Source organism: Pseudomonas sp. SZ40 (assembly GCF_052958135.1).
This window is the reverse complement of sequence record NZ_JBQWIF010000025.1, coordinates 44,276-70,821: the sequence shown is the minus strand read 5'-3', so window position 1 is coordinate 70,821 and position 26,546 is coordinate 44,276. Positions and strand designations below refer to the sequence as shown.

Here is a 26,546-nt window from a genome sequence, read left to right as displayed (position 1 = left end):
AGAACCTAAATCACCGTTGTAGGGTGGACCGGGGCGCGTAGCCGACGCCTCACCTACGCGGCCCGACCCGTCCACCGCTCTGCAATCGCAATGGTGGACAAAAAAAGCGTTGTCCACCCTACGATCCTGAACAGGCTCTAGGGCCCTCGTCGGTAGCGGTAAGAATTCCTCTTTTTACGGCCGCGTTCACTCACCCTCGAGCGCGGCCTGTTTTATTTCGGAGTCGCCATGACACCTGAAGCGTCGCGTCTGTTTCGTCAGTACGCCTACCTCGATGGCCAGTGGTTGGCCGCCGATGAAGGCGGCACCCAAGCCATCTTCAACCCCGCCAATGGCGAAGAGATCGGCCGGGTACCCGACATGGGCAGCGCCGAAGCTCTGCGAGCCATCGCCGCCGCCAATGCCGCCTGGCCAGCCTGGCGTGCGCGCACCGCCAAGGAACGCAGTGCGGTGCTCAAGCGCTGGCATGCGCTGATGCTGGAAAACGCTGACGCACTGGCCGAGATTCTGACCCTGGAACAGGGCAAGCCACTGGCCGAAGCCAAGGGCGAAATCCTCTACGCGGCCAGCTTCATCGAGTGGTTCGCCGAGGAAGCCAAGCGCATCTATGGCGACACCATTCCCAGCCACAAGCCCGATGCACGCATCGTCGTGACCAAGGAGCCGATTGGCGTGGTCGCAGCCATCACGCCGTGGAACTTCCCGGCGGCGATGATCACCCGCAAGGTCGGCCCGGCGCTGGCCGCTGGCTGCCCCTGCATCGTCAAGCCGGCGCCGGAAACGCCGTTTTCCGCACTGGCGCTGGCGGTGCTCGCCGAGGAAGCGGGCATTCCCCCCGGCATCTTCAACGTGATTACCGGCGACGCGGTGGCCATCGGCAACGAGCTCTGCGCCAGCGCCACGGTGCGCAAGCTGTCGTTCACCGGCTCCACGCCGATCGGCAAGCTGTTGATGCAGCAGTGCGCCAGCACCTTGAAGAAGGTCTCTCTGGAACTGGGCGGCAATGCGCCGTTCATCGTCTTCGACGATGCCGATCTGGAGCGTGCGGTGGACGGCGCGCTGATCGCCAAATTCCGCAATGCCGGGCAGACCTGCGTGTGCGTGAACCGCTTTCTGGTCCAGGACGGCATCCATGACGCCTTCGTCGCCCGCCTGGCCGAGCGCGTAGGCGAACTGAGGGTCGCCGATGGTTTTGCCGAAGGCGCGCAACAGGGCCCGCTGATCAATGAGCGGGCTGTGGATAAAGTCGCTGATCACGTCGCCGATGCCCTGGGCAAAGGCGCCAGGCTGATCTGCGGCGGCGAACGTCACGCACTGGGCCACGGTTTCTATCAGCCCACGGTGCTGGCCGAGGTCACCACCGGCATGAAGGTCGCACGCGAGGAAACCTTCGGCCCACTGGCTGCGGTGTTCCGTTTCCGCGACGAAGCCGAAGCGCTGCACATGGCCAACGATACCGAATTCGGCCTGGCCGCTTATTGCTACACCCGCGACCTCGGCCGCGCCTGGCGCATGAGCGAGGGCTTGGAGTACGGCATGGTCGGCATCAACGAAGGGCTGATTTCCACCGAAGTGGCGCCTTTCGGCGGCATCAAGGCGTCGGGCCTGGGCCGCGAAGGCTCGCACTATGGCATCGACGATTATCTGGAAATCAAATACACCTTGATGGGTGGGCTTTGAGGTTAAGGCGACTGGGTTAAGGCGATAGCAGCCTTTCGTAGTCGGGGGACAATTGGTGGGCTAAAGCCCACCCTACGGCTAGATGCGCGGCTGTAGGGTGGGCCGGGCGGCGATCCGCTTCAGCCCACCAAACCGAAGGTCCGCTATCGCCTTACAGCGGCCTCACTGCGAATTAAACCGGGAGAGCGACCATGAGCAACGACAAGTACGAGAAGGGCCTGCAGATCCGCACCCAGGTGCTGGGCGAGGATTACGTGAAGCGCTCGGTGGAGAATGCCGACGACTTCAACCGCCCGCTGCAGGAGCTGGTCACCGAATACTGCTGGGGGCATGTGTGGGGTCGTGAAGGCTTATCGATGCAGGAACGCAGCATGATAAACTTGGCCATGATTTCCGCGCTCAACCGCCCGCACGAGCTGAAGTTGCACATTCGCGGCGCCCTGCGCAACGGCCTCAGCCGCGAGCAGATCCGCGAGATTCTGCTGCAGGTCGGCATTTACTGCGGTGTGCCTGCCGCAGTCGACAGCTTCCGCATCGCCCGTGAAGCGTTCGCCGAAGCGGATGCCGAAGCCCAGCAGGCCGAGGCATAGTTTGAGTGATCCCATACCTATAACTCGAGCCCTAACCATGAAACGCCAGCCGATCGACGATAGCTTCAAGGTCAACCGCAACCCCGTGACCCTGCGGGAGATCGTTCTGGACAAGCTGCGCAGCGCCATCATGAACTTCCAGCTGCTACCCGGCGACCGCCTGGTGGAGCGCGATCTGTGCGATCGGTTGGGGGTCAGCCGCACCTCGGTGCGCGAGGCGCTGCGCCATCTCGAGTCGGAAGGCCTGGTAGAATTCGCCGACGCCAAGGGCCCACGCGTGGCGATCATCACCCTGGAAGACGCCTGCGATCTCTACGAGTTGCGCTGCGTGCTGGAAGGCATGATCGTCCAGCTGTTCACCCTGCGCGCCCGCGCCAAGGACATCCGCGCCCTGGAGCGCGCGCTGGAGAACAACCGCCAGACCCTCGAAGAGGGCGAGCTGCCGGACGTCCTGGAGTCGGTTCAGGAGTTCTACAACGTGCTGATGGAAGGCTCGGGCAACGACATCGCCGCCACCCAGCTGCGCCAGTTGCAGGCGCGCATCAGCTACCTGCGGGCCACCTCGGTATCGCAGACCAACCGACGCAGCACCAGCAATCAGGAAATGGAGCGGATGGTCGAGGCGATCAAGAGTGGCGACCCGCTGGCCGCTCACCAGGCGTCGGTCGATCACGTACGTGCCGCGGCCAAGGTCGCCCTGGAGTACCTGGAAGCCAAACAGGAAGGTGCCAAGGCGCGGGACATCGTCGCCCCCATCGGTCTGAAAGACCCGCGTATCGGGAGCTGACCCTCATGCCCAGCCCGCGCTTCTGTCAGCAATGCGGCGGCGCGACGCTGGAACGGCGCCGCCCGGCCGGAGACGACCATTCACGGCTGGTATGCGCCGGCTGCGGGCATATCCATTACGAAAACCCGAAGATAATCACCGGCTGCATCATCGAGCAAGACGGCCGCTATCTACTCTGCCAACGCGCCATCGCGCCGCGCGTCGGCACCTGGACACTGCCCGCAGGGTTCATGGAAAACGGCGAAACCACCGAAGAGGCGGCGCTGCGTGAAGTGCGCGAGGAGGCCGGCGTGGTCGCCGAAATCCTCTGCCCCTACTCGGTGTTCAGCGTGCCCTCGATCAGCGAGGTGTACCTGATCTTCCGCGCCCGGCTGCTGCACGATACCGGCTACTTCGGCAGTGAAACCCTGGCCCGCCGCTTCTTCGCCCCCGAGGACATCCCCTGGGAGCAGATCTACTACCCGGCCATCCGCCAGATTCTCGAACGCTACATCGCCGAACGCGAAGCGGGCATCTACGGGATCTACATGGGCAGCGACGACACCGGCAAGGTGCACTTCATCCGCTGAGCCTGGCCGCGCCGCCGCCCGCCATAGCGCCGCAGCCATAGGGGCGATCCCGAACCGCTGTGAACCCACGAGCCTGCCGTCGACCACAAAGCACTTGCAGAGGAGCCCATCTGGCGCTATTAATTTGTACATGATTAGACAGGTTCGATTCGACAAGAAAACCCGCGTGGTTCGCGCCCTGGCCGAACGCATCGAGCAAGGCGTGCTCGGCGCCGGTGAGCGCCTACCCGGCGAACACGAGCTGGCGGCGGCCTTCGATGTCAGCCGCGGTACGCTGCGCGAGGCGCTGTCCGAGCTCAAGCGACGCAATTACATCGGCACCCAGCCGGGGGTCGGCTCCGTGGTCACCTACGACGGCGTGCCTCTGCACCAGGGCGGAGGCTGGGCGCAGGCCCTCGCCGCCGGGGGTGTGCAGATACGGACCGAGCTGCTGGGCATCAGCGGTGTGGAGCTAGAGGAGTTTGCCGAACGCTTCGGCCGCGCCCGCTTCATGCTGATCGAGCGCCGGCGGCGGGCTGCCGATGACAGCCTGGTGTCCCTCGAGCGTGCACTGATTCCGGCCTGCGATGGCCTGGAGAACCTGGCCGAGGAGGGCCTGCTCGACGACTCGCTGACCGCCACGCTGGCCGCCCATGGCTATCGGGCCGGGCAGGGCAAGCAGTGGATCGGTGCCGCGCCGCTCGACGATGAGGCGGCCAGCCAGCTGCAGCGCACGCCGGGCAGCGTATTCCTCAAGGTGGTGAGGGAAACCTTCGATAGCCGCGGGCGTTTCATGGAGCGCGTCGAGAGCTACCTCGACCCCGTCCATTTCCAACTTCATCTCGATTTCGGAGGCGCACCGTGAGCCTTTTTCCCGCGGCGCGAGACCGCGCGCTCGGCGCATTCCATGGGCTGGCACTGGGCGATGCGCTCGGCATGCCGACTCAATCGCTGTCACGCGAGCAGATTCACACGCGCTATGGCCACATCGAAGGCCTGATCGATGCGGACGACGATCAACCCATCGCCCCGAACATGCCGGCTGGCGCTATTACCGACGATACCGAGCAGGCGATTCTGGTCGGCGAGCTGCTGGTCGCAGGCCAAGGCCGCATCGCACCGACTGACCTGGCACAGCGCCTGATCGACTGGGAAGCGGTCATGCGCGCCAAGGGTTCGCAGGATCTGCTCGGCCCTTCGACCAAGCGGGCGATCGAGATGATTCTCGCCGGCGCCAGTCCGGAACAAGCCGGGCGCTTCGGCACCACCAATGGTGCGGCGATGCGCATCACCCCGGTGGGTATCGCCGCCGATGTACGTGACCACGAGCATTTCATGGCTCAGGTGCTGCAGGCCTGCCAGGTGACCCACAACACCGGCCTGGGTATCGCCAGCGCCGCCGCCGTGGCAGCGGTGGTGTCAGCCGGCATCAATGGCGACGACCTGACCAGCGCATTGGCTCTGGGCATCGAAGCCGCGCGCGAAGGCCAGAAGCGCGGTCACTGGGTGGCGGGCGGCAATATCGCTGCACGCATCGAGTGGAGCGCTCGGCTCTGCGACGCAACCAGCCCCGACGCATTGCCCGGTTTGATCTACGAGGTGATCGGCACCTCGGTGGCATCCCAGGAGTCCGTGGTCGCCGCCTTCGCCCTGGCGCGTGCCGTCGCCAATGGGCAACTGACGCCTTATCAGGCCTTGTGCATGGCCGCCAGCCTGGGCGGCGATACCGATACCATCGCCGCCGTCCTTGGCGCCATGCTCGGCGCGACCCATGGCCTGGAGGCCTGGCCGAGCGCGGCGCTGGCTCAAGTCTGTGCGGTGAGCCAAATCGACCTCGCACCGTTGACCGACCAATTGCTTGCCTTGCGAACGACTTGAACCCCATGGGTGGCCGCCCGTGCGGTCACTCAGCCCTGCCAACAACAGCAACTATCGCAGGAGTCATGCCATGCGTGCATCCGAACAGGTGGGCCAGTTGGAAACCCGCGGCATCGAGCCCGTCCCCGAAAATGAATGCAACGGTCATCCGCTGCAGCTGTTCTGGGTCTGGTTCGCGGCCAATATCAGCATCCTCGGCTTGCCACTGGGCGCCACGCTGATCGCCTTCCAGGGGCTGTCGATCTGGCAGGCGCTGATCGTCGCGATTGTCGGTGCCGGTGGCTCCTTCGCCATCGTCGGCCTGCTGTCGATTGCCGGCCGCCGAGGTCGCGCTCCGAGCCTGACGCTGTCGCGGGCGATCTTCGGCATGCGCGGCAATATCGGTCCGACCCTGGTATCGCTTGGCTCGCGTCTGGGCTGGGAAACCGTCAACACCACCACGGCGGCCTTCGTACTGCTGTCGTTGGTGTCGATCATTCAGGGCACGCCGGTGGAGGCCAAGTCCGCGCCGTTCCTCACGCTGCTGTTCATCGGCCTGTTCGTGCTGCTCACCTTGTGCGTGTCCGGTCTCGGCCATGCCACGTTGTTGGTGATTCAGAAATGGGCAACCTGGGTGTTCGGCGCGCTGAACCTGGTGGTTGGCAGCTTTCTGGCCCTGCATATCGACTGGGCCCTGGTGTGGGCGGCGACACCGGCGCCGATGTCCGCCGTGCTGATCGGCGTCGGCACCATGGCCGCGGGTACGGGCATCGGCTGGGCCAATGCTGGCGCCGACATGTCGCGCTACCAGCACAAGAGCGTGCGGGCAGCCGGGCTGGTGGCCTCGGCGGCCTTTGGCGCGGGAATTCCGCTGGTGCTGCTGATCACCCTCGGTGGCCTGATCTCGGTGGGTAATGACCACCTCGCGTCGGCGACCGACCCCATCGTGGCGATTCGCGAGCTGCTGCCGACCTGGATGGCGGTGCCCTACCTGATCACCGCGTTCGGCGGCTTGCTGCTGTCCAACAACCTGTCGGTCTACTCCGCGGGCCTGACCACCCTGACCCTCGGCCTCAAGGTCAAGCGGGTCTACGCCGTGGTGGTGGACATCGTGGTGATCTTCATCGGCTCGATCTATTTCATGTTGATCGCCGAGAGTTTCTACGGCCCGTTCATCACCTTCATCTCCATGCTGGCCGTGCCGATCACCGCCTGGGTGGGTATCTTCCTGGTCGACTTGCGGCACCGCCAGCGCTACGAGGCGGCCGACCTGATGAACGTCAGCCCGAGCAGCGCCTACTGGTACGCCGGCGGCGTGGAATGGCGCGCCCTGGGCGCCTGGGCAGTGGCGATCGTGCTGGGTTTCAGCTTCACCACCGTGAAAATCGGCGCCGACAACGTGCTGTTCCATGGCTGGCTGGCCGACTCCTGGTTTGGCCACAATGGCCTCGGCTGGATCATCACCTTCATCGTCGCTGGCGGCCTCTACGCGCTGCTCGGTGGCTGTCGTGACCGCCGTGCCGCCGTGACTCACGAGGCCAGCCATGGCCGCTAGATTGCTGTACAGCGGCCAGGTCGTCGTCGACCTGGTGATGGCGGTCGACGCCTTGCCGAGCGTCGGCCAGGATGTACTGGCCAGCAGCGCGGCGTTCGAGGTGGGCGGTGGTTTCAATGTCATGGCGGCGGCCGCACGCAATGGCCTGAGCACCTGCTACCTGGGTCGTCACGGGGTCGGTCGTTTTGGTGACATGGCGCGCCACGCCATGGCAGTGGAAGGTATCGAATGCCGCCTGCCGCCAAGCACGGGCGGCGATACCGGCCTGTGCGTCGCGCTGACCGACGCCAGTGCCGAGCGCTCGTTCATTTCCCATGTCGGGGCCGAGGGCGTATTGCAGGCCCATGACCTCCGTAACGAAACCGCCGCTGCCGAAGACTGGGTGATGGTCAGCGGCTACAGCCTGCTGCATACCGGCAAGGCCGCTTCCCTGCTGAGCTGGCTGCAGCAAGGCGGTGCTGCCGGCACTCTGGTGTTCGATCCGGGCCCGCTGGCCTGCAACCCGGCTCTACCAGGCGCCGAGCAGTTACTTGATCGGCTGGCAATCTGGAGCAGCAACCGTGAAGAAGCCCTGCAATTTACCGCTGCCGACAGCCTGGAACAGGCTTTGCAGCGACTGACAGCACGCCTGCCGGAAGGAGCACTGGTGATCCTGCGTGACGGTCCGCAGGGCTGCTGGCTGGCCCGCGACGATTGGCGTCAGCAGGTACCGGGCTTTGCCGTGCAAGCGCTGGATACCAATGGCGCTGGTGATGCCCACATCGGCGTATTTCTGGCCAGCCTGGCCGCAGGGTTTTCCGAGCAGGCCGCCGCCGCGCGCGCCAATGCCGCAGCGGCCATTGCGGTGACCCGTCGCGGGCCGGCAACCTGTCCGCCGGCCGTCGAGCTCGATGCCTTTCTGGCAGCGCAGAGCGTGGTCTGATCTGAGTGGGTTGGCCGAGTCCGTCAACGCCTGACGGCTCGGTTGCCTGCCAACAGCCCATGCAAACGGCGCATCCAGCGTCGAGCAGCGAAAGCTGAACCCGGTCGTTCAGCCCTCCGCCATCCATTCAGGGCGCCATGCCCTCGACGATGATCACTTCCGAGCGCGCGGCGCCGGCCCGGTAGCTGCTGGCTTCCTGGTAGGCCTCGGAGCGGTAGCAGGCGACGGCCTGATCGTACGATGGGAATTCGATCACCACGCTACGCTGTGGTGTGGTCCGGCCTTCCTGGGCTTCGGAACGGCCGCCGCGGGCCAGAAATCTGCCACCGAAGGCGGCGAAGGCCGCCGGGGCGCGCTTGGTGTATTCCACATAGCGCTCGGGGTCGGTGACGTCCACGTGCGCGATCCAGTAACCCTTCATGATTGACCTCCTTTAATTTGATTTCGTATTACGGTATACCATAATTTAAAATAACCCAGCCGACGAGATCCGCCATGCCCTTCCATCCCATCCGTGAACTCATCGATGACTTCCGCCAGGGCAAGATGGTGCTGCTGGTCGATGACGAAGACCGCGAGAACGAGGGCGACCTGCTGCTCGCTGCGCAGTTCTGCACGCCTCAGGCGATCAACTTCATGGCCCGTGAAGCCCGCGGGCTGATCTGCCTGACCCTGACCGACGAGCACTGCCAGCGTCTGGGTCTGGAGCAGATGGTACCGAGTAACGGTAGCGTGTTTTCCACCGCCTTCACCGTTTCCATCGAAGCCGCCAGCGGCATCAGCACGGGCATTTCCGCCGCCGACCGTGCGCACACGGTGCTGACTGCCGTTGCGCCTGGCGCGAAGGCCGCCGACCTGGTGCAGCCCGGCCACATCTTCCCGCTGAGAGCCAAGGAAGGCGGCGTACTGACCCGCGCCGGGCACACCGAGGCGGGCTGCGATCTGGCCAGGCTGGCCGGCCTGACCCCGGCGGCGGTGATCGTCGAAGTCATGAACGAGGATGGCAGCATGGCGCGCCGCCCGCAGCTGGAGGCCTTCGCCCACTCCCACGGCATCAGGATCGGCACCATCGCCGACCTCATCCAGCATCGCCTGAGCACCGAGCACACCATTACGCGCATCGGCGAACGCGAGCTGCCCACCGTGCACGGCGAGTTCCGCCTGATCACCTATGAAGACCGTATCGCCGGGGGCGTGCACATGGCCATGGTGATGGGCGATATCCGTCATGACGAGCCGACCCTGGCGCGCGTGCATGCCATCGATCCGCTGCGCGATCTGGTAGGCGCCGAATACACCGGCCCGCGCAGCTGGACGCTATGGGCCGCTCTGGAACGCATCGCCGCCGACGGCAAGGGCGTCGTCGTGGTGCTGGCCAACCACGAGTCGTCCCAGGCGCTGCTCGAGCGCGTCCCGCAACTGACCCAGCCGCAGCGCCCGTTCAATCGCGGACAGACACGGGTCTATTCGGAGGTCGGCACCGGGGCACAGATTCTGCAGGACCTCGGCGTCGGCAAGCTGCGTCACCTGGGCCCGCCGCTCAAGTACGCGGGTCTTGCCGGCTATGAACTGGAGGTCGTCGAGACCGTGCCCTTCGAGTGAGCGGAGGCCACGGATGACCGGTTGCGCAAGCGGGACAAGAAGTGTGGCAAAGCGCTTGCGGAAAGTTTGGAATACCATAATATGATATCCCTAAGGCCAGCCAGTTTATCGTGTGCCCCGCAAGGGAAAATCACAAAGACAGCACCCGATATCGGCCGCCATTCAGATCCCCTGGATCCACTGCTCCGGTTAAGCGGGCACAACGCTCGCTTGCGAAAAAACACAACAAAGAGGGCAAGCAAGATGGTGTTTATCAAAGGTGTGACCTCGGTGCTCGCCGCGAGCATTCTGAGTGCAGCAGTCGCCACCACGGCCTCTGCCGAAACCGTCAACTTCGTGAGCTGGGGCGGTAGCACCCAGGACGCGCAGAAGGCCGCCTGGGCGGATCCGTTCAGCAAGAGCAGCGGCGTCACGGTGGTGCAGGACGGACCGACCGACTACGGCAAGCTCAAGGCCATGGTCGAGAGCGGCAACGTGCAGTGGGACGTGGTCGACGTGGAAGCCGACTTCGCCCTGCGCGCGGCCGCCGAAGGTCTGCTGGAGCCGCTGGACTTCGGCGTCATCGAGCGTGAGAAGATCGACCCGCGCTTCGTCTCCGATCACGGTGTCGGTTCGTTCTTCTTTTCCTTCGTGCTCGGCTACAACGAGGGCAGCCTCGGCAACAAGAAGCCGGAAGACTGGAGCGCCCTGTTCGACACCGCGACCTACCCCGGCAAACGCGCCCTGTACAAGTGGCCGAGCCCGGGCGTGATCGAACTGGCCCTGCTGGCTGACGGTGTTGCCGCCGACAAGCTGTACCCGCTGGATCTGGATCGCGCCTTCAAGAAACTCGACACCATCAAGAAAGACATCGTCTGGTGGGGCGGCGGCGCACAGTCGCAGCAACTCCTGGCTTCCGGCGAGGCGAGCCTCGGTCAGTTCTGGAACGGCCGTATCTATGCCTTGCAGGAAGAAGGCGCACCGGTGGCGGCAAGCTGGAAGCAGAACCTGGTCATGGCCGACTTCCTGGTCATCCCCAAGGGTGCCAAGAACAAGGACGCGGCCATGAAGTTCCTGGCTCACGCCAGCGGCGCCAAGGGCCAGGCCGACTTCGCCAACCTCACCGCCTACGCGCCGGTCAACGTCGACAGCGTGCAACGCCTGGACTCGGTGCTGGCACCGAACCTGCCCACCGCGCACGTGAGCGATCAGATCACCCTGGACTACGCCTACTGGGCGAAGAACGGGGCGGACATCGCCACCCGCTGGAACGAATGGCTGGTGAAGTGAAATGACCGCGCTCCGTACCCCTGAGGTCGGTGCAGCAAACCGTCGGCGCGACAGCGCCGACGGTAACGCGGAACGGGCGGCGCGCTGGCGCGGCGCCCCGTACCTGCTGCCGGCCCTGCTGTTCCTCGGGTTGTTCTTCCTGACGCCGCTGATCGGCCTGCTGCTGCGCGGCGTGCTGGAGCCGGAGCCAGGGCTGGGCAACTACGCACAACTGTTCGCCAATTCGGCCTACTCCAAGGTGCTGTTCAACACCTTCGCGGTAGCCGGGCTGGTGACCGTGATCAGCCTGCTGCTGGGGTTCCCCCTGGCCTGGGCGATCACCCTGATGCCGCGCGGCTGGGGCCGCTGGCTGCTGAATATCGTCCTGCTGTCGATGTGGACCAGCCTGCTGGCGCGCACCTACTCCTGGCTGGTGCTGTTGCAGTCCTCGGGCGTGGTGAACAAGACGCTGATGGCCATGGGCATCATCGATCAGCCCCTGGAGATGGTGCACAACCTGACCGGTGTGGTGATCGGCATGAGCTACATCATGATTCCGTTCATCGTGCTGCCACTGCAGGCGACCATGAGCGCCATCGACCCGATGGTCTTGCAGGCCGGCTCGATCTGCGGCGCCAGCCCATGGCGCAACTTCTTCAAGGTGTTCCTGCCGTTGTGCAGGCCGGGCATTTTCTCGGGTGGTCTGATGGTCTTCGTGATGTCCCTGGGTTACTACGTGACCCCGGCGCTGCTTGGCGGCGCGCAGAACATGATGCTGCCCGAATTCATCATCCAGCAGGTGCAATCGTTCCTTAACTGGGGCATTGCCAGCGCGGCGGCAGCCTTGCTGATCCTCATCACGCTGGTGCTGTTCTACGTCTACTTGAAGCTGCAACCGGAATCGCCGGTGGCTTCCAGCACTGCGAGGTAAACGCCATGCTGCTGTCACCCAATGCCATGGGCCGCGGCCTGCGCTACGGCCTCAATACGGTCACCGCGCTGATCGCCGTGTTCCTGCTGCTACCGATTCTGTTCATCGTGCTGCTGTCGTTCGGCTCCTCGCAGTGGCTGGTGTTTCCGCCACCGGGCTGGACGTTCAAGTGGTACGGGCAGTTCTTCTCCAACGCCCAGTGGATGGACTCGGCGCTGGTCAGCCTCAAGGTGGCCTTGCTGACGACCATCTGCGCGGTCGCCATCGGCATGCCCAGCGCCTTCGCCCTGGTACGTGGCCGCTTCCCTGGCCGTGAGCTGCTGTTCGCGCTGTTCACCCTGCCGATGATCGTGCCACTGGTGATCATCGCCGTGGCGGTCTACGCGCTGTTCCTCAAGCTCGGCTACACCGGCACGCTATTCGCCTTCGTGGTCAGCCACGTGATCGTCGCACTGCCGTTCACCATCATCTCGATCATCAACTCGCTGAAGCTGTTCGATCAGTCCATCGAGGATGCCGCGGTGATCTGCGGCGCCACGCGCCTGCAGGCCATCGTCAAGGTGACCTTCCCGGCGATCCGTCCGGGCCTGGTGGCCGGCGGCCTGTTCGCCTTCCTGGTTTCCTGGGACGAAGTGGTGCTCAGCGTGATGATGGCCAGCCCCGGCCTGCAGACGCTGCCGGTGAAGATGTGGACGACGCTGCGCCAGGATCTCACCCCCGTGATCGCCGTCGCCTCGACGCTGCTGATCGGTCTTTCCCTGCTGGTCATGGTCATCGCCGCCATCGTGCGCCGGCGCACCGACGTCAAAGCCTGAGTGCCGAGGAGAATTTCATGAGTGCTGTCATCCAAGAAAACCGGGCACCACAAACGCTGGTCAGCCTGCGCAACCTGAACAAGCATTACGGCGACTTCACCGCTGTGGATAACATTTCCCTGGAGATCCAGGAGGGCGAATTCCTCACCTTTCTCGGCTCCAGCGGCTCGGGCAAGAGCACCACGCTGTCGATGCTGGCCGGCTTCGAAACCCCCAGCTCCGGAGAAATCCTGGTCGAGGGCAAATCCCTGGTCAACGTGCCGCCGCACAAGCGCGATATCGGCATGGTGTTCCAGCGCTACTCGCTGTTTCCGCACCTCGACGTGCGCCAGAACATCGCCTTTCCCCTGGCGATCCGCAAACTGAGTGCCGCCGAGCAGCAGCGCCAGGTCGAGGCCATGCTCAAGCTGGTGCAGCTCGGCGAGTTCGCGCATCGCCGTCCGGCGCAACTTTCCGGCGGCCAGCAACAGCGCGTGGCGATTGCCCGCGCGCTGGTCTACGAACCGCGCATCCTGCTGATGGACGAACCCCTCGGCGCGCTGGACAAGAAGCTGCGTGAAGACCTGCAGGACGAGTTGCGTCACCTGCATCGGCGCCTGGGCATCACCATCGTCTACGTGACCCACGACCAGGAGGAAGCCATGCGCCTGTCACAGCGTATCGCCATCTTCAGCCACGGCAAGATCGTCGGTCTGGGCAGCGGTTATGACCTTTACCAGAACCCGCCAAACGCCTTCGTCGCCTCCTTCCTCGGCAACTCCAACTTCCTGCGGACGAAGGTCAGTGGCCAGGCCGCCGTGCAGTTCGAGCAGCAGAGCCTGTCGATCACCCCGACCGCCAATCTGCAGAACGATCAGGACGTACTGCTGATGCTGCGTCCGGAAAAAGCCCAGGTGCTGCCGCAACAAGTCGCTGCGCAGACGCCCCTGCCAGCGGGCTGGAACGAGATCCCCGTCCAGGTCGCCGAAGTGGTGTTCCTTGGCGAGAGCCTGACCTGCCACGTGGTCACACCCGGCGGCTGCCACCTGACCCTCAAGGCCATGGGCAGCGGCCTGCAACCCCTGCAGCCTGGCGCCCAGGCGCGTGTGCGCTGGGCCGCCAGCGATGCCTGCCTGTACGACAGCTGGAACGAGAGCGACCTGACCAAGGGCGCCGGAGCGCACTGAGTGGTTGTGCGATATGTCTTGGTAAAGCAGTCGGCATAGTCAACGCCAAAACCTGTGGGAGCGGGCATGGACTAGGCGTCCCCGCCCGCTCCCACACTGGATCGCTGAAAGCCTCTCAACCGTTACACCCGCCCAGGCAAGTGGTACTGCTTTTCCCACGCAATACCAGCGTAACGGGCGGATAGCACTGCCGCCGCCCGCTGCAGCGCCTCCGCCATTCTGGAGCGCATTTTGCAATACGCCAGTACGGCGCGTGGCCACGGCAGGTTCGCCGGGTCGGCAGCCAGGGCGTCTTTATCGTTCGGGAGGGATTTCCATGCGTACAGTGCTGGCCATGCTGCTGGGGTTGCAGCTGTTGTCGACCGCTCATGCCGAGCAGAGCATCACCTTCGTCAGTTGGGGTGGCACCACCCAGGCAGCGCAGACCCGCGCCTGGAGCGAACCCTTCACCCAGCAGACCGGCATCCGTGTCGAGCAGGCCGGGCCCACCGACTATGCCGCTTTCAAGGCCATGGTGGAGAGTGGCCAGGTGACCTGGGACGTGGTCGATGTGGAGGCGGATTTCGCCCTGCGGGCCGGCCGGGAAGGGCTGCTCGAACCTCTGGATTTCAAGCAGATCGCCAAGCGCACCATCGACCCGCGCTTCGTCACCATCTACGGCGCCGGCTCGTTCTATTTTTCCTTCATCCTCGGCTACAACACCCAGGCCCTGCGCGAGGCGCCGCAGAGCTGGGCGGCACTGTTCGACACGAGTACCTTTCCGGGCAAACGCGCGCTCTACAAGTGGCCGAGCCCAGGTGTGCTGGAGATAGCCCTGCTCGCCGACGGGGTAGCCGCCGACAAGCTGTACCCGCTGGATCTGGATCGCGCCTTCAGGAAGCTCGACAGCATCAAGGGCGATATCGCCTGGTGGGGCAGTGGTGACGAATCACAGCAGTTGCTCGCCTCCGGGACCGCCAGCCTGGGCATGTTCTGGAACGGCCGGGTCAATGCGCTACACGATCAGGGCGCCCCGGTGGGCATGAGCTGGCAGCAGAATCTGGTGGCCGGTGACTTTCTGGTGATACCCCGGGGTTCGCGCAATGTCGCAGCAGCGCGCACCTTCATCGCCCATGCCACCAGCCCGAAACCCCAGGCCGACTTTTCCTCGCTGACCGGTTATGCGCCGGTCAATCTCGGCGCCTCGGCATTGGTGGACCCCAAGCTGGCGGAGAACCAGCCCGGTGCCCACAAAACCGGGCAGATCACGCTGGATTTCAAATACTGGAGCCTCAACGGCGAGCGCATCGCGCAACGCTGGAGCGCCTGGCAAGCCGCCAACCACTGACGCTTTTCGATAACACTGGTCGCCTGCCACTCGCCAAAGTATTTTATATTATGGTATACCATGAACCATAAGCCTCGTGATCCTGCACGGCGGCCAGCCCCGACAGCGCCTCAAACGCACCGGGCTTTATAAAAATCGAGGAAAGCGACATGAAATTCTCTTTGTTCGTCCACATGGAACGCTACGACCAGGAAGTCGGCCACCGCGAGCTCTTCGAGCAACTGACCGAGCTGACCCTGCTGGCCGAAGCTGGTGGTTTCAGCACCGTGTGGGTTGGCGAGCATCACGCCATGGAATACACCATTTCGCCGAGCCCGATGCCGATTCTGGCCTACCTGGCTGCCCGTACCAGCACTATCCGTCTGGGTGCCGGCACCATCATCGCGCCGTTCTGGAACCCGATCCGCGTAGCAGGCGAATGCGCCCTGCTCGACGTGATCAGCAACGGCCGCATGGAAGTCGGTCTGGCCCGCGGTGCCTATCAGTACGAATTCGATCGCATGGCCGGTGGCATGCCCGCCAGTGATGGCGGCAAGTACCTGCGCGAGATGGTGCCGGTGGTCAAGGCACTGTGGAAAGGTGACTACGCCCACGACGGCGAAATCTGGAAATTCCCTACCAGCACCTCGTCGCCCAAGCCGCTGCAGCAACCACTTCCGCCGGTGTGGATCGCCGCACGTGATCCGGACTCGCACAATTTCGCAGTCGCCAATGGCTGCAACGTGATGGTCACGCCATTGATGAAGGGCGACGAGGAAGTGGTCGACCTGAACAACAAGTTCAATGCCGCCCTGGCCAACAACCCGGACGTGCCACGCCCACAGCTGATGGTGTTGCGCCACACCCACGTACACCTGGCAGACGACCCCGAGGGCTGGAAGGTCGGTGCCGCTGCGATCTCGCGCTTCTACCGCACCTTCGATGCCTGGTTCGGCAACAAGATCACCCCGGTCGACGGCCTGCTTGAGCCGAGCCCCGAAGAGAAATTCAAGGAGCGCCCGGAGTTCGAGCTGGAGAACATCCGCAAGAACACCATGATCGGTACGCCCGAGGAAATCATCGCGCGCATTCGTCACTACCAGGAGCTGGGCGTCGACGAATTCAGCTTCTGGGCTGACAACAGCCTGCCCCACGCCGAGAAGAAAAAGTCCCTGGAGCTGTTCATCCAGCACGTGGTGCCAGCCTTCCGCTGAGCCCGCAACCGCTGCCCGGCCATGCCGGGCGGCGGCCTTCGCCCTTGCGGCGAGACGCAAAACCCTATCCGAATAAAGACAAGAAGTAGGTTTTCCCATGGTGTCCCGCACAACCTTGCTGCTCTACCCCTGCCCGTTCTCCCCCGTCTGCGGGCTCTCCCGCGACAGGCGCAGCTGACCCGCTCAGCCGCAACCACCCACGCATCCCCTCCGGCTCTGCCCCGTTCACGCGGAGCAGCGTGCCGTCGCCAATTTGCGCAGGAGAGCAGTCCATGTCCCAGCAAGAGCTCATCGAAAGCAACAGCGTTGGCCAGGTCGCCGATGCCGATCGTCACGGCCGTGTCCGTGATCTGTTCACCCTCTGGTTCAGCACCAATATCGCGCCGCTGCCCATCGTCACCGGCGCCATGGCCGTGCAGGTGTTCCACCTCAGCCTTGGCTGGGCGATCTGCGCCATTCTGGTCGGCCACCTGCTCGGCGGCATCGTGCTCGGTCTGGCTTCGGCGCAGGGCCCGCAAATGGGCTTGCCGCAGATGTTGCAGAGCCGCGGCCAGTTCGGCCGTTACGGCGCCCTGCTGGTGGTGGTGATCGCCGCGGTGCTGTACATCGGTTTTTTCATCTCCAACTGCGTGCTGGCCGGCAAGTCGATCCATACCGTGGCGCCGGATCTGCCGCTGCCTGCCGCGGTGCTGATCGGTGCCTGCGCCGCAACGCTGATCGGCATCCTGGGCTACAACTTCATCCACACCCTCAACCGCATCGGCACCTGGGTAATGGGTATCGGCCTGCTCGCCGGGTTCATCGCGCTGTTCGCCAACGGCCTGCCAGCGGATTTCGCCAGCCGTGGCGGCTTCAACCTCGCCGGCTGGCTGGCGATGGCCTCGCTGGGCGCCATCTGGCAGATCTCCTTCGCGCCCTACACCTCGGACTACTCGCGCTACCTGCCGAAAAACGTGGGTATCTGGAAACCCTTCATCGCCACCTATACAGGCGCCGTTCTCGGTACCTCGCTGTGCTTCGTGTTCGGCACACTGGTGGCGCTGTCGGTGAGCGCGGACACCGATACCATGGACGCGGTCAAGCAGAGCACCGGGGTATTCGGCCCGGTACTCATGGTGCTGTTCATCCTCAGCATCATCAGCCACAACGCCCTGAACCTGTACGGTGCGGTATTGGCACTGATCACCTCGGTACAAACCTTCGCCGCCGACTGGGCACCCAGCCGTCAGGCCCGGGTAGCGCTTTCGGCAATTTTGCTGGTGGCCTGCTGCGTGGTCGCGGTCAGCGCGCCTGCGGACTTCATCTCGCGCTTCATGCAGCTGATCCTGGCGATGATGATCGTGCTGGTGCCCTGGGCGGTGATCAATCTCGCCGACTTCTACCTGGTGCAGAAACAGCGCTACCACATCCCTTCACTGTTCGACGCCACTGGCGGCATCTACGGGCGCTTCAACCCCAACGCGGTGAGCGCCTACGCCGTGGGCATCCTGGTGCAGCTGCCGTTCGCGGTCACGCCGATCTACACCGGGCCGATGGCCAGCAAGCTCGATGGCGCCGACCTGTCCTGGCTGGTGGCGATCGTCGTTACCCTGCCGCTGTACCTGCTGCTGTCACGTCGCGACACGGTGTACCGGCGCAAGCAGATATCCACCCTGTCGCGCGCCTGACAGCAGGCATCATAGACCCCGCCCTCAGCGGCGGGGTTTTCATCAGCAAGCTCCCGCGGTTGCTATAGCGCCTAGCAGTCGCAAGGGTTTGACGCGAAACACCCGCATCTATCGGTGACGTCCCAGCAGTACCGTGGTCTATGCTGGCACAGCAGCCAACAAGCGAACGGCAATGGAATTCGGCATACAGCATTTCTTCGGCTATCTGATCGCGGCGATTCACGGCCTCGGGGCGATAGCTGCCGTGCACGCGATCCTTACCGTACGTACCGCTCAGGGCGCCATCGCCTGGGCGTTGTCGCTGTTCTTCATGCCTTACCTGACGCTGCTGCCCTACGTGGTTTTCGGGCGCAGCCGTTTTTACGCCTACATCGAAGCCCGCCGTCAGGTGGACAAGCAGATGCACAAGGCCATGGCCGCCCTCGACTGGCGACCCTGGGTCGAGGAAGCCATCGCCGCCGGTGAGTCGGAAGCCTACGGCCAGCTCCGCGCCTTGCCGCGACTGGGTCGCATGCCCTGCCTGGCGAATAATCAGGTCAGCCTGCTGATCGATGGCCACGCGACCTTCGAGGCAATCTTCCAGGCACTGGCCGAAGCGCGTCAGGTAATCCTCATCCAGTTCTTCATCGTCCACGACGACAAGCTTGGTCGTCGCCTGCAGGACGTTCTGCTCGAGCGCGCCGCTGCCGGCGTGCAGGTGCACTTCCTCTTTGACGCGGTGGGCAGCCATGCCCTTCCACGCCGCTATATCAAACGGCTGCGCGAAGGTGGCGTGTTCATGCACGCATTTCCCACCGGTGGTGGTCTGTTCAATCGCTTCCAGTTGAATTTCCGTAACCACCGCAAGATCGTCGTGGTCGATGGCGAGCGCGGCTTCCTGGGCGGCCATAACGTTGGCGACGAGTATCTCGGCGAGAAGCCGAGCCTGTCGCCATGGCGTGACACCCACGTGGAAGTACACGGCCCGGCCGTGGCCTGCCTACAGGAATCCTTCGCCGAAGACTGGTTCTGGGCGACCCGCAAACTGCCGCCGCTGCTGCTGCCGGAACGCTACCCGGACGAAGGCATGCTCTGCCAGGTGATTACCAGCGGCCCGGCGGACGCCCAGGAAACCTGCTCGCTGCTGTTCGTGGAAATGCTCAACGCAGCCCGCGAACGCATCTGGCTGACCAGCCCCTATTTCATTCCCGACGAAGCGCTGTTCGCCGCGCTGCGCCTGGCGGTACTGCGTGGCGTGGATGTGCGCATCCTGCTGCCATCGCGGCCGGATCACCGCATCGTCTACGCAGCGTCCAGCCTGTTCGCCCTGGAAGCGCTGCGCGCCGGGGTGAGGATCTTCCGCTACCTGCCGGGTTTTCTGCACCAGAAAGTCGCGCTGATCGATCAGGACATCGGCGTGGTCGGCAGCGCCAACCTGGACAACCGATCCTTCCGCCTCAACTTCGAGATCACTCTGGTGACGGTCGATACGGAGTTCGCACGCCAGGTCGAGGCCATGCTGGAAACCGACTTCAGCCAGTCCCGCGAACTGGTCGGCGCCGACCGCCGCGACGTGCATCGCCTCCAGCAACTGGGCATGCGCGTGGCGCGGCTGATCTCGCCGATCCTTTGAGATCGCGCCCCCTGAAGGCCCAGGCCGGAAAGTGAGCAGCATCACAGCCCCACCATCCAGCCCGACGAACGGCACCTCCACCCCTCCCCAGCCTCCGCGGCGGTACGCTGGCGGAGGAGCGACAGCAATCCATTGCCCGGAACAGCAACAGCTGGCGTAACGAAGCCAGTCGTACCGAGCTAGGCTCCGCCGTCCAGACCACCGGCGAGCTGCAGCTCAGCGCTGGCCAAGACATCAATCTCACCGAAGCCGAGAACACCAGCTCGCCGACGAGGCGCACAAGTTCAAGGGCAAGAGCGGAATGTTCTCCAGCGCCACCACGACCATCCGCGATACGGTCGACCAAGCCCTGGCCGAGCAGGCCTATCTTCAGGCAGGACGCGACATCACTCTGCCCAGCAGGAAAGCGATAGCCGTGGCAGCAGCGCGAGCGTCGGCACCGGCTTCTCGCTCGGCAGCCAGAACGGCTTCTTCAGGGTGACGGGCAATCGGTGAAAGATGGCGAAGACACCGCCCATGCCAACACGCGGGTGGATGCAGGCAGCGCGCCCCTCCTGCTTCGACGCCAGCTCCATTCCGGCAACTTCGGCAAGACCGATATCGACTCCGAATACGCCAGCGTTGTCGAACAATCCGGCATCCGCGCAGGCGGTGGCCGCACACGCAGAGTACCGGGACGCTTACCACCCGCGACATCAAGAACGAGGCCCGGTACGAGGAGAGCAGCATCAACATTGGTAGTGTTCGACACAAAAGGCTTGCCGATCTTCTGCGACTTCGCCAAGTTCGATACTCGCTTGGAAATCGACGCCTTCCGCAACGCCAGCTATGAACGCCAGTTGCGGATGGCCACCAGAAACCCGAGGGCGCCGATAGGCGCGGGTAATGTAAGCACTGGGCAGTCAGTAGCGAGCAGATCAACGCGATTCGCGGTGGGATGGACAAGATTCCGGGTTACACATGGCATCATCACCAGGATACGGGCGGGATACAACTTAGTACCTGAGGCCATTCATAGTGGCGCAAGGCATGTCGGCTGGGAATCCATGAGCAAGGGGCAATGAAATGAGCACATCGGTCGAGTTCGACTCTTACTACGGTGACGGTAATTCCGCTGCTATCGCTGCAGTCGAACAGCAGTTGGGCAGACCTTTTCCTAACAGCTACAAGGACGTCGTCAAGCGTTTCAATGGTGCCTTTATCGTCGATAGACCCTATTTCAGGTACTTCAGTCGCCTGCACGGAGAAGAGGTGGAATCCGGAACGGGTATGTTCCTGGCTTTTGGCGATATCGAGGGCTGCACGGAGACGATGGAGATCAAGCTACGATTGCCACCCGAGGGGTTAGTGCCGGGCCTGGTGATTTTTTCGGCGCTGGGCAACGGTGATGCGCTGTGCTTTGACTATCGAGAGTGTCCACCCAGTGAAGAACCGCCGGTTGTGATTTGGCACCACGAGGGAGTGCCCGGTAGCGAGGAAGAGGTCTCACCTGTTGCCTCCACGTTCGCGGCACTGCTTGATCGGTTGTATGAAGACTGAGCAATACATACACGTCCTGCATACTGCATATTCAGGAAAAGGCCGATTAGGTTTTCTCGAATGGCCGCGGTCTTTCCCTGAGAAATCCCTTACCAGAGCGTTCCAATTCACCTGCTGCGTGTTCATTACAGGGATAGGCTGTGTGGTACCCGGTCAAACGCATAGTGACATCCTTCACCCTCTGCCCGGCGCTGGTGGGCGTGTTCATATTTGGGTATTTCTGCACGCTTGAATTGATGGCCCGAACCACCAGCATGAGCGTCGTGGAAACCGTGGTGGGTACGTTCTGGTTCGGCATTCTTTCAGCCGTAACGAGCCTGTTTTTCTATGGAATCCCAGCGTTCGGCCTGGCAATGCTTTACGCATACTTCCAGCTTCACCGATGCGTTCTGCACATGCTGATCGTTTGCCTGGCTGGTGGTACGGGCGCACTCGTATGGGGTGAGGTGCTGCCGATGGAAACCCATCATGTCGGCAACTTCTGCCTGGGCGCAGTGACGTCGTTTCTGATGGCGCTCTATGCGCTGCCGAGACAGAAGCCAGGCACATGACCGCGCCCTAGCGAGCCGCTTCCTCATCCTGCTGGCGAACACCGGCTGAGCAGCAACTTCGGCCAAGCCCAGGCCAGAGGGAGCGCCCTCGAGCATGGCACTCAGAGCCGATCCACATCGACGGCAGGCTGATGCAACCTCAAGGCTGACGCGGCTTCAGCGCACCACAATCGGCCGACACCCAGCGGGCGTCAGACTCCATGCTGCCCTGCTGACGACCGGCACCGCTGTCGAACTCGCCGCTGACTTTGGAGCTGAAGGACTTGTCGTCGAGGAAATGCGCCTCGCCCTGCCCCTGGCCCTGCGGACAGGTGAAGTTGAACACCCAGCGATCGTTGTCGCGCGAGGTGATCTGCTGGCGGCAGTTGGGATCCTGCAGAGGGATGTTCTGGGCATCGATCTGCGCCTGGCTGATGCAGTACTGCACGCCCTTGTCGCCCAACTGGATACCCTGCTGGGCCATCGCCCGCTCCATCATCTCGCGCTGCGCCTGGGGCAGGTTCTTGAACTGCTGCAGCATCACGTCGCTGCTCGGCAGCGCTTTGCCACCCAGTTGCATGTTCTTCGAGGTGATTTCCCAGAGGCCGGGCTGAATCTGCTGCTGGGCTGTCGCCATGAGCGGCAGCGCCAGCAGGCAGAGTGGCAGGAACTTCAAACTAGGCATCGGCATGTAAGACTCCGTTCAGTGACCGCGACTTGGCTCGCTCCAACTAGGACAGCAGCCCCGGCGAGATGTCGCCGCTGATTGTCGCATCACGTCAGCGCTTCAGCGCCCTGCACGCAAGAAGTCGCTCCACCGCCGCACCAGATAGTTGTGCTCGTCCATGACCGCGTTCCATACGCCGATATGCCCCATGCGCTGAGCGTAGGTGCCGCCTTCCCGCACTTCGCCGGGCTCGATCAATGGCAGCCCGTCACTGCCCAGAAGCTGCTCTGCGGCAGGCTTGCCGTCGTACCAGTAGTCCCATTCGGCAGCGGACATATGGTCACGGGCGCGGGGCGGATTGGAGATGTAGAACCCCTGCCTGGCCATCAGCGCGCCAGGCCAGCCGGCCAGCCACCAGTTGAGGTAGGCGTAGGCAGCGTCCTTGACCTTGCCCTCGACGCAACGCGACAGCGAGAGGCCGCCGAACCAGGCGCGATAGCCCTCCTTGGGCGCAGCCAGACGGTACTGCACGCCGGCGCGATGCAATTGCATCAGGGTCGGCGACCACAGGCTCTGCACATGCACGTTGGGGCCGAGCATCAGTTCGCTGGCCTCACGATCATCCGACCAGAACGCCGCGAAGTGGCCGTGACGCTGCTTCTCGATCAGCCGCTCGGCGAGGCGGTCGATTTCGCCGAGGCGCAGGTTGCCGATATTCTCGAAGTGCGCCAGGCCTCCGGCCTGAAGCGCCAGTGCCGCATCGAGGGCACCGATGGCGGCATCGTTCTGCAGGGCGATATGCCCGCACCAGCCTTCGTCGACCAGCCAGGCCCAGCTCTCCTCGTTGCCAGCCAGGGCCTTGGGCAGGTGCGCGGGCAGATAGGCGAAACTGTCGGCGTTGTGGGTCAGCGGCAACATGCTGATGTGGTCGGTCGGCGCACTGCCCAGGTTGCCGTCGGGCTGCACGAACAGTCGGTCGCACGGCAGGCTGCCGCTGGCCAGCCGATCGTCCGGGTGCAGGCGACCTTTCTTCGCCAGGTCGTTGATCTCTTCCCAGAGCGCCACCCGCCGCGTGTCGATAGGCTGAATTGCCCGCGCAGGCCACACGAAGTCGACGTTGTGAAACCACTGGTCATAGAGGTCGTAGCTCTCCGGCTGCATCACCGCGATGCGTTGCACGGTCTGGGTGTCGTGCAACTGATATTCCAGGCGAATGCCAAGCTCCTGCTCGGCGCGCTGCCGGATCGGTTCGAGCAAGGTCACGGAGGTGCCGAGTACGCGCAGGGTGATCATGCGGCGCGCCCGAGCCGGGCGAGGAAGGCATTGAACGAACGGCGCAGCGTCAGGGTGTCCAGCTCGCGGACGATGAACACCAGGCGCGAGCGGCGCACACCACCTGGCCAGGCGTTGAGATGGACCGGCGCATGCAGACAATGCTGCACGCCATGGATGACGATGGGCTGCGGAGAATCGATCACGTCGAGGATGCCTTTGACTCGGAGTATGCGTTCGCCGTGGCATCTTAGCAGCATGGACAGCCAGACCCCGAAGGCGATCCAGTCCAGCGCGCCATCGAACTCCAGGCAGCACACCTCGGCGCTACCGTGGCGGCTGCTGCCGAGCGGTGCGAACAGTTGCCAGCGCGCCACCTCGGCATCCGGGTCGCGCCCCTTGAGCCCCTCGCCGAGCAGCAGTTCGTCACCACTGACGATGTCAGCGGTCAGGGCCAGGGATGCTGATGGATTGAGCGCCAGCAGTCTGCAGCGCAGCGGGTCGACGACCTCTGCTGCAACCAGATCGGTCTTGCTCAGCAGCAGGCGGTCGGCAGCGGTGACCTGACCAAGCCACTCGGGGTGCAGGCGCTCCTGCAGCTCGGCATGCTGCGCATCGACCACCGTTACCAGCAGACCGAGATGGAAGCGGCCACGCATTTGCGGATCACGTTGCAGGGTGGCCAGGATCGGCGCCGGGTCGGCCAGCCCGGTGGTTTCCAGCAGCACCCGGCGAAAGGCCGGAACCTCGCCACGACTGCGTTTGCCGTGCAGATCCAGTAGCGCCTGCTTGAGATCGCCACGTACCGAACAACAGACACAGCCGCTGGGTAGCAACACGGTTCCCGGGGCGACCTCCTCGACCAGCAGATTATCGATACCGACTTCGCCGAACTCGTTGATCAGCAGCGCAGTGTCACCGAGTTCCTCGTCGGCCAACAGGCGCTTGAGCAACGTGGTCTTGCCGCTGCCGAGAAAGCCGGTGACGACGTTGATTGGCAGGCTCATGGCTGTGCCTCCAGATGATCGAGCACCCGTGGGTCGAGCGGATCCAGTGGTCGGCCGAGGATCGCTTCGGCCTGCAGCCAGAGCTGGTCGAGGCCGCTGGCCAGTTCCTGGCGGCCGGTCGCCCCCTGCACCAGATAGGATGCACCCTGTACGTCGCTGACGGTGAGGCGGAATGGCGCCAGCACCTGATTGATCGCCGCGATCCGACGCAGCCGCTCGCGGCGCCGAGGCAGGGTATCGCCGAGCGGATCGCTCCAGTGCAGCTCTTCGCCGAGCAGGCCGCAGAGTCCGCACATGTCAGGGCATCACATCGCCGGAGTTCGGCCCGAGGGTCTGGCCGACGAACAGGTTGCCACCCGGCTCCGAAGCCAGCAGCACGGCGACAGGCGCAACCTCACTGGCCTTGCCGAAACGGCCAAGGGGCAATTCTCTGGCCTTGGCGGTCTTCCAGTCCTGACTGATGCCATCGACCAGTGGCGTCTCGATGGGGCCGGGAGCGATGGCATTGACCAGCACGTTGTCCTTACTGACCTCGAGGGCCAGGGACTTGCTGAAGCCGATCACGCCGGCCTTGGCTGCGGCGTAATGGGTCAGCTCGGCGCCGCCCTTGATGCCCAGTTGCGAGGCGACGTTGATGATCCGCCCCCACTGCTGGGCGAGCATGTGCGGCAAAGCGCGCTGGCTGGCAATGAACACGCTGGTGAGGTCGACGCGCAGCATGTCGTCCCACATTTCCTGGGTCAGCTCGACGCAGGGTGCCTGGGTCAGCATGCCGGCGTTGTTGACCAGAATATCGATACCGGCGAAGGCCTTCACGCAGGCATCGACACCGGCCTGGGCACCTTCGCGGCTGCCGACGTCGGCCACGCTTTGCACCACCTCGGCCCCGCGCTCGCGGCACTCACGGGCGGTGATCGCCAGGCGGGCGGCATCGCGGTCGCAGAGCACCAGGCGGGCGCCTGCATCGGCATAGGCATGGGCAATGGCCGCGCCGATGCCACTGGCGGCGCCGGTGATCACGGCGCGACGGTCTTGTAGCTGTTTCATGGTCTGTCCTTATCGGAGTTCGTTGCCGTCTCGGTGGAATGGGTTGGAGTAAGGCGATAGCGGACCTTCGATTTGGTGGGCTGAAGCCCACGCTACAGCTGAATGGTGGGAGTAGACGCTCGGTCTACATTCTGTGGGAGCGGGCCATGCCCGCGAAAAAGTCGCGGGCATGGCCCGCTCCCACAGGTACTGCACCGATCACCGCTTTCGCCTTATAGCCGTCAATCCGGCCAACGCACCGTCAGGCCGCCGTCGACGATGATGCTCTGCCCGGTGATGTAGCTGGCCTGGGCACTGGTCAGGTAACGCACCAGATCGGCCACTTCACTGGCGCGCCCCACCCGACCCAGCGGGATGGCCTTGGCCGCCTGGGCCAGCCCCTCCGGGCCGAGGGAGTTTTTCGCGTCGAGCGATTGCGGCGTTTCGATCAGCCCGGGAATCACCGCGTTGCAGCGGATACCCTGCGGCGCCAGCTCCACCGCCAGCGAGCGGCACAGGCCGGGTACGCCGGCCTTGGCGGCGGCATAATGGGAGTGATCCTGCCAGCCGTAGACGCCGCCGGCGATGGAGGAAATCGCCACCAGCGCGCCCCCTTCACCGATGTAGCGTGCGGCGCTGCGGAAGGTACGCATGACCCCGGTCAGGTCGACGTCGAGCATCTCGTTCCAGCGCTCGTCGGTCATTTCCAGCAGCGGTGCGCGGCGCAGCAGGCCGGCATTGGCCACCGCATAGTCGAGACGGCCGAACCGCTCGACGGCGGCAGCGGCCAGCGCGTCCAGCGAGGCGCTGTCGGTAACGTCGGCAGCGAGCATGATGCACTCGCCACCTGCGCCCTCGACCAGCCGCAGGGTCTCGGCAGGGTCATGGGGATCGCCGGCGAAATAGCCACCGGCCACACGCACGCCGCTTCTGGCATACGCCACGGCCAGAGCCTGACCGATACCGCTGGCGGCACCGGTGATCATGGCAACGGGTAGAGTCATG

The 26,546-nt window shown here is 64.1% G+C and carries 27 protein-coding genes and 1 pseudogene; 20 read left to right on the top strand and 8 right to left on the bottom strand.

Annotated features, from left to right (window positions below):
* Positions 1-228 precede the first annotated feature (228 nt).
* From ACT9T4_RS18690 to ACT9T4_RS18655, 8 genes are all read left to right on the top strand, one after another.
* A complete protein-coding gene (locus ACT9T4_RS18690; protein WP_179539489.1) occupies positions 229-1,680 on the top strand; it encodes an NAD-dependent succinate-semialdehyde dehydrogenase in 1,452 nt (483 codons plus the stop codon).
* A 191-nt stretch (positions 1,681-1,871) separates the two neighbouring features.
* The gene (locus ACT9T4_RS18685) at positions 1,872-2,270 is read left to right on the top strand and encodes a carboxymuconolactone decarboxylase family protein (RefSeq protein WP_042553434.1); all 399 of its coding nucleotides are present in this window, start codon (positions 1,872-1,874) and stop codon (positions 2,268-2,270) included.
* 37 nt (positions 2,271-2,307) lie between these two features.
* Complete coding sequence (locus ACT9T4_RS18680; protein WP_042553435.1) at positions 2,308-3,057, top strand: GntR family transcriptional regulator; 750 nt, start codon at positions 2,308-2,310, stop codon at positions 3,055-3,057.
* A 5-nt stretch (positions 3,058-3,062) separates the two neighbouring features.
* A complete protein-coding gene (locus ACT9T4_RS18675; RefSeq protein ID WP_042553436.1) occupies positions 3,063-3,626 on the top strand; it encodes an NUDIX hydrolase in 564 nt (187 codons plus the stop codon).
* 130 nt (positions 3,627-3,756) lie between these two features.
* Positions 3,757-4,470, top strand: a complete 714-nt coding sequence (locus tag ACT9T4_RS18670) for a GntR family transcriptional regulator (RefSeq protein WP_042553437.1) — start codon at positions 3,757-3,759, stop codon at positions 4,468-4,470.
* Positions 4,467-5,483: an ADP-ribosylglycohydrolase family protein gene (locus tag ACT9T4_RS18665; RefSeq protein ID WP_264650099.1), complete on the top strand. Its 1,017-nt coding sequence runs from the start codon at positions 4,467-4,469 to the stop codon at positions 5,481-5,483. Before ACT9T4_RS18670 ends, ACT9T4_RS18665 begins: the two co-directional genes overlap by 4 nt.
* A gap of 70 nt (positions 5,484-5,553) precedes the next feature.
* Positions 5,554-7,017, top strand: a complete 1,464-nt coding sequence (locus ACT9T4_RS18660) for a purine-cytosine permease family protein (RefSeq protein WP_179539488.1) — start codon at positions 5,554-5,556, stop codon at positions 7,015-7,017.
* Positions 7,007-7,939 (top strand): PfkB family carbohydrate kinase, encoded by a 933-nt coding sequence (locus ACT9T4_RS18655; protein ID WP_042553440.1) that lies wholly within the window; start codon positions 7,007-7,009, stop codon positions 7,937-7,939. Before ACT9T4_RS18660 ends, ACT9T4_RS18655 begins: the two co-directional genes overlap by 11 nt.
* A 127-nt stretch (positions 7,940-8,066) precedes the next feature.
* Here the strand turns inward: ACT9T4_RS18655 and ACT9T4_RS18650 are convergent, their stop codons facing one another.
* Positions 8,067-8,360: a DUF1330 domain-containing protein gene (locus tag ACT9T4_RS18650; protein ID WP_042553441.1), complete on the bottom strand. Its 294-nt coding sequence runs from the start codon at positions 8,358-8,360 to the stop codon at positions 8,067-8,069.
* 74 nt (positions 8,361-8,434) lie between these two features.
* Between ACT9T4_RS18650 and ribBA the strand changes: the two genes are divergently transcribed.
* From ribBA to cls, 9 genes are all read left to right on the top strand, one after another.
* Positions 8,435-9,541 (top strand): bifunctional 3,4-dihydroxy-2-butanone-4-phosphate synthase/GTP cyclohydrolase II, encoded by a 1,107-nt coding sequence (ribBA, locus tag ACT9T4_RS18645; protein ID WP_042553442.1) that lies wholly within the window; start codon positions 8,435-8,437, stop codon positions 9,539-9,541.
* A gap of 243 nt (positions 9,542-9,784) precedes the next feature.
* On the top strand, positions 9,785-10,810 hold the full coding sequence (locus tag ACT9T4_RS18640) for a polyamine ABC transporter substrate-binding protein (RefSeq protein ID WP_042553443.1): 1,026 nt from the start codon (positions 9,785-9,787) through the stop codon (positions 10,808-10,810).
* 1 nt (position 10,811) lies between these two features.
* Complete coding sequence (locus tag ACT9T4_RS18635; RefSeq protein ID WP_042553444.1) at positions 10,812-11,720, top strand: ABC transporter permease; 909 nt, start codon at positions 10,812-10,814, stop codon at positions 11,718-11,720.
* Positions 11,721-11,725: 5 nt separating this feature from the next.
* Entirely contained in the window at positions 11,726-12,535 is an 810-nt protein-coding gene (locus tag ACT9T4_RS18630; protein WP_042553445.1) for an ABC transporter permease, read from the top strand.
* Between the two features lie 17 nt (positions 12,536-12,552).
* Positions 12,553-13,701 (top strand): ABC transporter ATP-binding protein, encoded by a 1,149-nt coding sequence (locus ACT9T4_RS18625; RefSeq protein ID WP_042553446.1) that lies wholly within the window; start codon positions 12,553-12,555, stop codon positions 13,699-13,701.
* A 316-nt stretch (positions 13,702-14,017) separates the two neighbouring features.
* Positions 14,018-15,028 carry an ABC transporter substrate-binding protein gene (locus ACT9T4_RS18620; protein WP_042553447.1) on the top strand — a complete coding sequence of 337 codons (1,011 nt, stop codon included), beginning with the start codon at positions 14,018-14,020 and terminating at the stop codon, positions 15,026-15,028.
* 149 nt (positions 15,029-15,177) lie between these two features.
* Positions 15,178-16,221: an LLM class flavin-dependent oxidoreductase gene (locus ACT9T4_RS18615; protein WP_042553448.1), complete on the top strand. Its 1,044-nt coding sequence runs from the start codon at positions 15,178-15,180 to the stop codon at positions 16,219-16,221.
* Positions 16,222-16,493: 272 nt separating this feature from the next.
* Positions 16,494-17,888 (top strand): purine-cytosine permease family protein, encoded by a 1,395-nt coding sequence (locus tag ACT9T4_RS18610; RefSeq protein WP_179539485.1) that lies wholly within the window; start codon positions 16,494-16,496, stop codon positions 17,886-17,888.
* A gap of 172 nt (positions 17,889-18,060) precedes the next feature.
* A complete protein-coding gene (gene cls, locus ACT9T4_RS18605; RefSeq protein WP_499118375.1) occupies positions 18,061-19,500 on the top strand; it encodes a cardiolipin synthase in 1,440 nt (479 codons plus the stop codon).
* Positions 19,501-19,886: 386 nt separating this feature from the next.
* On the opposite strand, the gene ACT9T4_RS18600 is transcribed toward cls, so the two are convergent.
* Complete coding sequence (locus ACT9T4_RS18600) at positions 19,887-20,132, bottom strand: hypothetical protein (protein ID WP_499118373.1); 246 nt, start codon at positions 20,130-20,132, stop codon at positions 19,887-19,889.
* A gap of 281 nt (positions 20,133-20,413) precedes the next feature.
* On the opposite strand from ACT9T4_RS18600, the pseudogene ACT9T4_RS18595 reads away from it, so the two are divergent.
* The 3 genes and pseudogenes from ACT9T4_RS18595 to ACT9T4_RS18585 form a co-directional block, all read left to right on the top strand.
* Positions 20,414-20,506 (top strand): annotated as a pseudogene (locus ACT9T4_RS18595) (HNH endonuclease); the annotation flags it as partial.
* A gap of 59 nt (positions 20,507-20,565) precedes the next feature.
* The gene (locus ACT9T4_RS18590; protein WP_042553476.1) at positions 20,566-21,039 is read left to right on the top strand and encodes an SMI1/KNR4 family protein; all 474 of its coding nucleotides are present in this window, start codon (positions 20,566-20,568) and stop codon (positions 21,037-21,039) included.
* Positions 21,040-21,179: 140 nt separating this feature from the next.
* Positions 21,180-21,590, top strand: a complete 411-nt coding sequence (locus ACT9T4_RS18585) for a hypothetical protein (RefSeq protein ID WP_042553477.1) — start codon at positions 21,180-21,182, stop codon at positions 21,588-21,590.
* Positions 21,591-21,729: 139 nt separating this feature from the next.
* On the opposite strand, the gene ACT9T4_RS18580 is transcribed toward ACT9T4_RS18585, so the two are convergent.
* The 6 genes from ACT9T4_RS18580 to ACT9T4_RS18555 form a co-directional block, all read right to left on the bottom strand.
* Positions 21,730-22,260 (bottom strand): DUF3617 domain-containing protein, encoded by a 531-nt coding sequence (locus ACT9T4_RS18580; protein WP_052493780.1) that lies wholly within the window; start codon positions 22,258-22,260, stop codon positions 21,730-21,732.
* A 96-nt stretch (positions 22,261-22,356) separates the two neighbouring features.
* Positions 22,357-23,529, bottom strand: coding sequence for an ABC transporter substrate-binding protein (locus tag ACT9T4_RS18575; RefSeq protein WP_499118371.1), 1,173 nt, complete (start codon positions 23,527-23,529; stop codon positions 22,357-22,359).
* Complete coding sequence (locus tag ACT9T4_RS18570) at positions 23,526-24,515, bottom strand: CobW family GTP-binding protein (RefSeq protein ID WP_042553479.1); 990 nt, start codon at positions 24,513-24,515, stop codon at positions 23,526-23,528. Before ACT9T4_RS18570 ends, ACT9T4_RS18575 begins: the two co-directional genes overlap by 4 nt.
* A complete protein-coding gene (locus tag ACT9T4_RS18565) occupies positions 24,512-24,811 on the bottom strand; it encodes a hypothetical protein (RefSeq protein WP_042553480.1) in 300 nt (99 codons plus the stop codon). Before ACT9T4_RS18565 ends, ACT9T4_RS18570 begins: the two co-directional genes overlap by 4 nt.
* Position 24,812: 1 nt before the next feature.
* On the bottom strand, positions 24,813-25,562 hold the full coding sequence (locus ACT9T4_RS18560; RefSeq protein ID WP_042553481.1) for an SDR family NAD(P)-dependent oxidoreductase: 750 nt from the start codon (positions 25,560-25,562) through the stop codon (positions 24,813-24,815).
* 221 nt (positions 25,563-25,783) lie between these two features.
* Positions 25,784-26,545: an SDR family NAD(P)-dependent oxidoreductase gene (locus tag ACT9T4_RS18555; RefSeq protein WP_042553482.1), complete on the bottom strand. Its 762-nt coding sequence runs from the start codon at positions 26,543-26,545 to the stop codon at positions 25,784-25,786.
* Position 26,546: the final 1 nt, after the last annotated feature.

Bases quoted from the DNA above. Each gene is read 5' to 3' on its own strand.
- ACT9T4_RS18590 (WP_042553476.1), top strand. From the start codon at position 20,566: ATGAGCACATCGGTCGAGTTCGACTCTTACTACGGTGACGGTAATTCC.
- ACT9T4_RS18570 (WP_042553479.1), bottom strand. From the start codon at position 24,515: ATGAGCCTGCCAATCAACGTCGTCACCGGCTTTCTCGGCAGCGGCAAG.
- ACT9T4_RS18620 (WP_042553447.1), top strand. From the start codon at position 14,018: ATGCGTACAGTGCTGGCCATGCTGCTGGGGTTGCAGCTGTTGTCGACC.
- ACT9T4_RS18610 (WP_179539485.1), top strand. From the start codon at position 16,494: ATGTCCCAGCAAGAGCTCATCGAAAGCAACAGCGTTGGCCAGGTCGCC.
- ACT9T4_RS18580 (WP_052493780.1), bottom strand. From the start codon at position 22,260: ATGCCGATGCCTAGTTTGAAGTTCCTGCCACTCTGCCTGCTGGCGCTG.
- ACT9T4_RS18630 (WP_042553445.1), top strand. From the start codon at position 11,726: ATGCTGCTGTCACCCAATGCCATGGGCCGCGGCCTGCGCTACGGCCTC.
- ACT9T4_RS18655 (WP_042553440.1), top strand. From the start codon at position 7,007: ATGGCCGCTAGATTGCTGTACAGCGGCCAGGTCGTCGTCGACCTGGTG.
- ribBA (WP_042553442.1), top strand. From the start codon at position 8,435: ATGCCCTTCCATCCCATCCGTGAACTCATCGATGACTTCCGCCAGGGC.
- ACT9T4_RS18680 (WP_042553435.1), top strand. From the start codon at position 2,308: ATGAAACGCCAGCCGATCGACGATAGCTTCAAGGTCAACCGCAACCCC.
- ACT9T4_RS18560 (WP_042553481.1), bottom strand. From the start codon at position 25,562: ATGAAACAGCTACAAGACCGTCGCGCCGTGATCACCGGCGCCGCCAGT.
- ACT9T4_RS18660 (WP_179539488.1), top strand. From the start codon at position 5,554: ATGCGTGCATCCGAACAGGTGGGCCAGTTGGAAACCCGCGGCATCGAG.
- ACT9T4_RS18565 (WP_042553480.1), bottom strand. From the start codon at position 24,811: ATGTGCGGACTCTGCGGCCTGCTCGGCGAAGAGCTGCACTGGAGCGAT.
- ACT9T4_RS18650 (WP_042553441.1), bottom strand. From the start codon at position 8,360: ATGAAGGGTTACTGGATCGCGCACGTGGACGTCACCGACCCCGAGCGC.
- ACT9T4_RS18670 (WP_042553437.1), top strand. From the start codon at position 3,757: ATGATTAGACAGGTTCGATTCGACAAGAAAACCCGCGTGGTTCGCGCC.
- cls (WP_499118375.1), top strand. From the start codon at position 18,061: ATGGAATTCGGCATACAGCATTTCTTCGGCTATCTGATCGCGGCGATT.
- ACT9T4_RS18685 (WP_042553434.1), top strand. From the start codon at position 1,872: ATGAGCAACGACAAGTACGAGAAGGGCCTGCAGATCCGCACCCAGGTG.
- ACT9T4_RS18635 (WP_042553444.1), top strand. From the start codon at position 10,812: ATGACCGCGCTCCGTACCCCTGAGGTCGGTGCAGCAAACCGTCGGCGC.
- ACT9T4_RS18690 (WP_179539489.1), top strand. From the start codon at position 229: ATGACACCTGAAGCGTCGCGTCTGTTTCGTCAGTACGCCTACCTCGAT.
- ACT9T4_RS18615 (WP_042553448.1), top strand. From the start codon at position 15,178: ATGAAATTCTCTTTGTTCGTCCACATGGAACGCTACGACCAGGAAGTC.
- ACT9T4_RS18555 (WP_042553482.1), bottom strand. From the start codon at position 26,545: ATGACTCTACCCGTTGCCATGATCACCGGTGCCGCCAGCGGTATCGGT.
- ACT9T4_RS18675 (WP_042553436.1), top strand. From the start codon at position 3,063: ATGCCCAGCCCGCGCTTCTGTCAGCAATGCGGCGGCGCGACGCTGGAA.
- ACT9T4_RS18640 (WP_042553443.1), top strand. From the start codon at position 9,785: ATGGTGTTTATCAAAGGTGTGACCTCGGTGCTCGCCGCGAGCATTCTG.
- ACT9T4_RS18575 (WP_499118371.1), bottom strand. From the start codon at position 23,529: ATGATCACCCTGCGCGTACTCGGCACCTCCGTGACCTTGCTCGAACCG.
- ACT9T4_RS18625 (WP_042553446.1), top strand. From the start codon at position 12,553: ATGAGTGCTGTCATCCAAGAAAACCGGGCACCACAAACGCTGGTCAGC.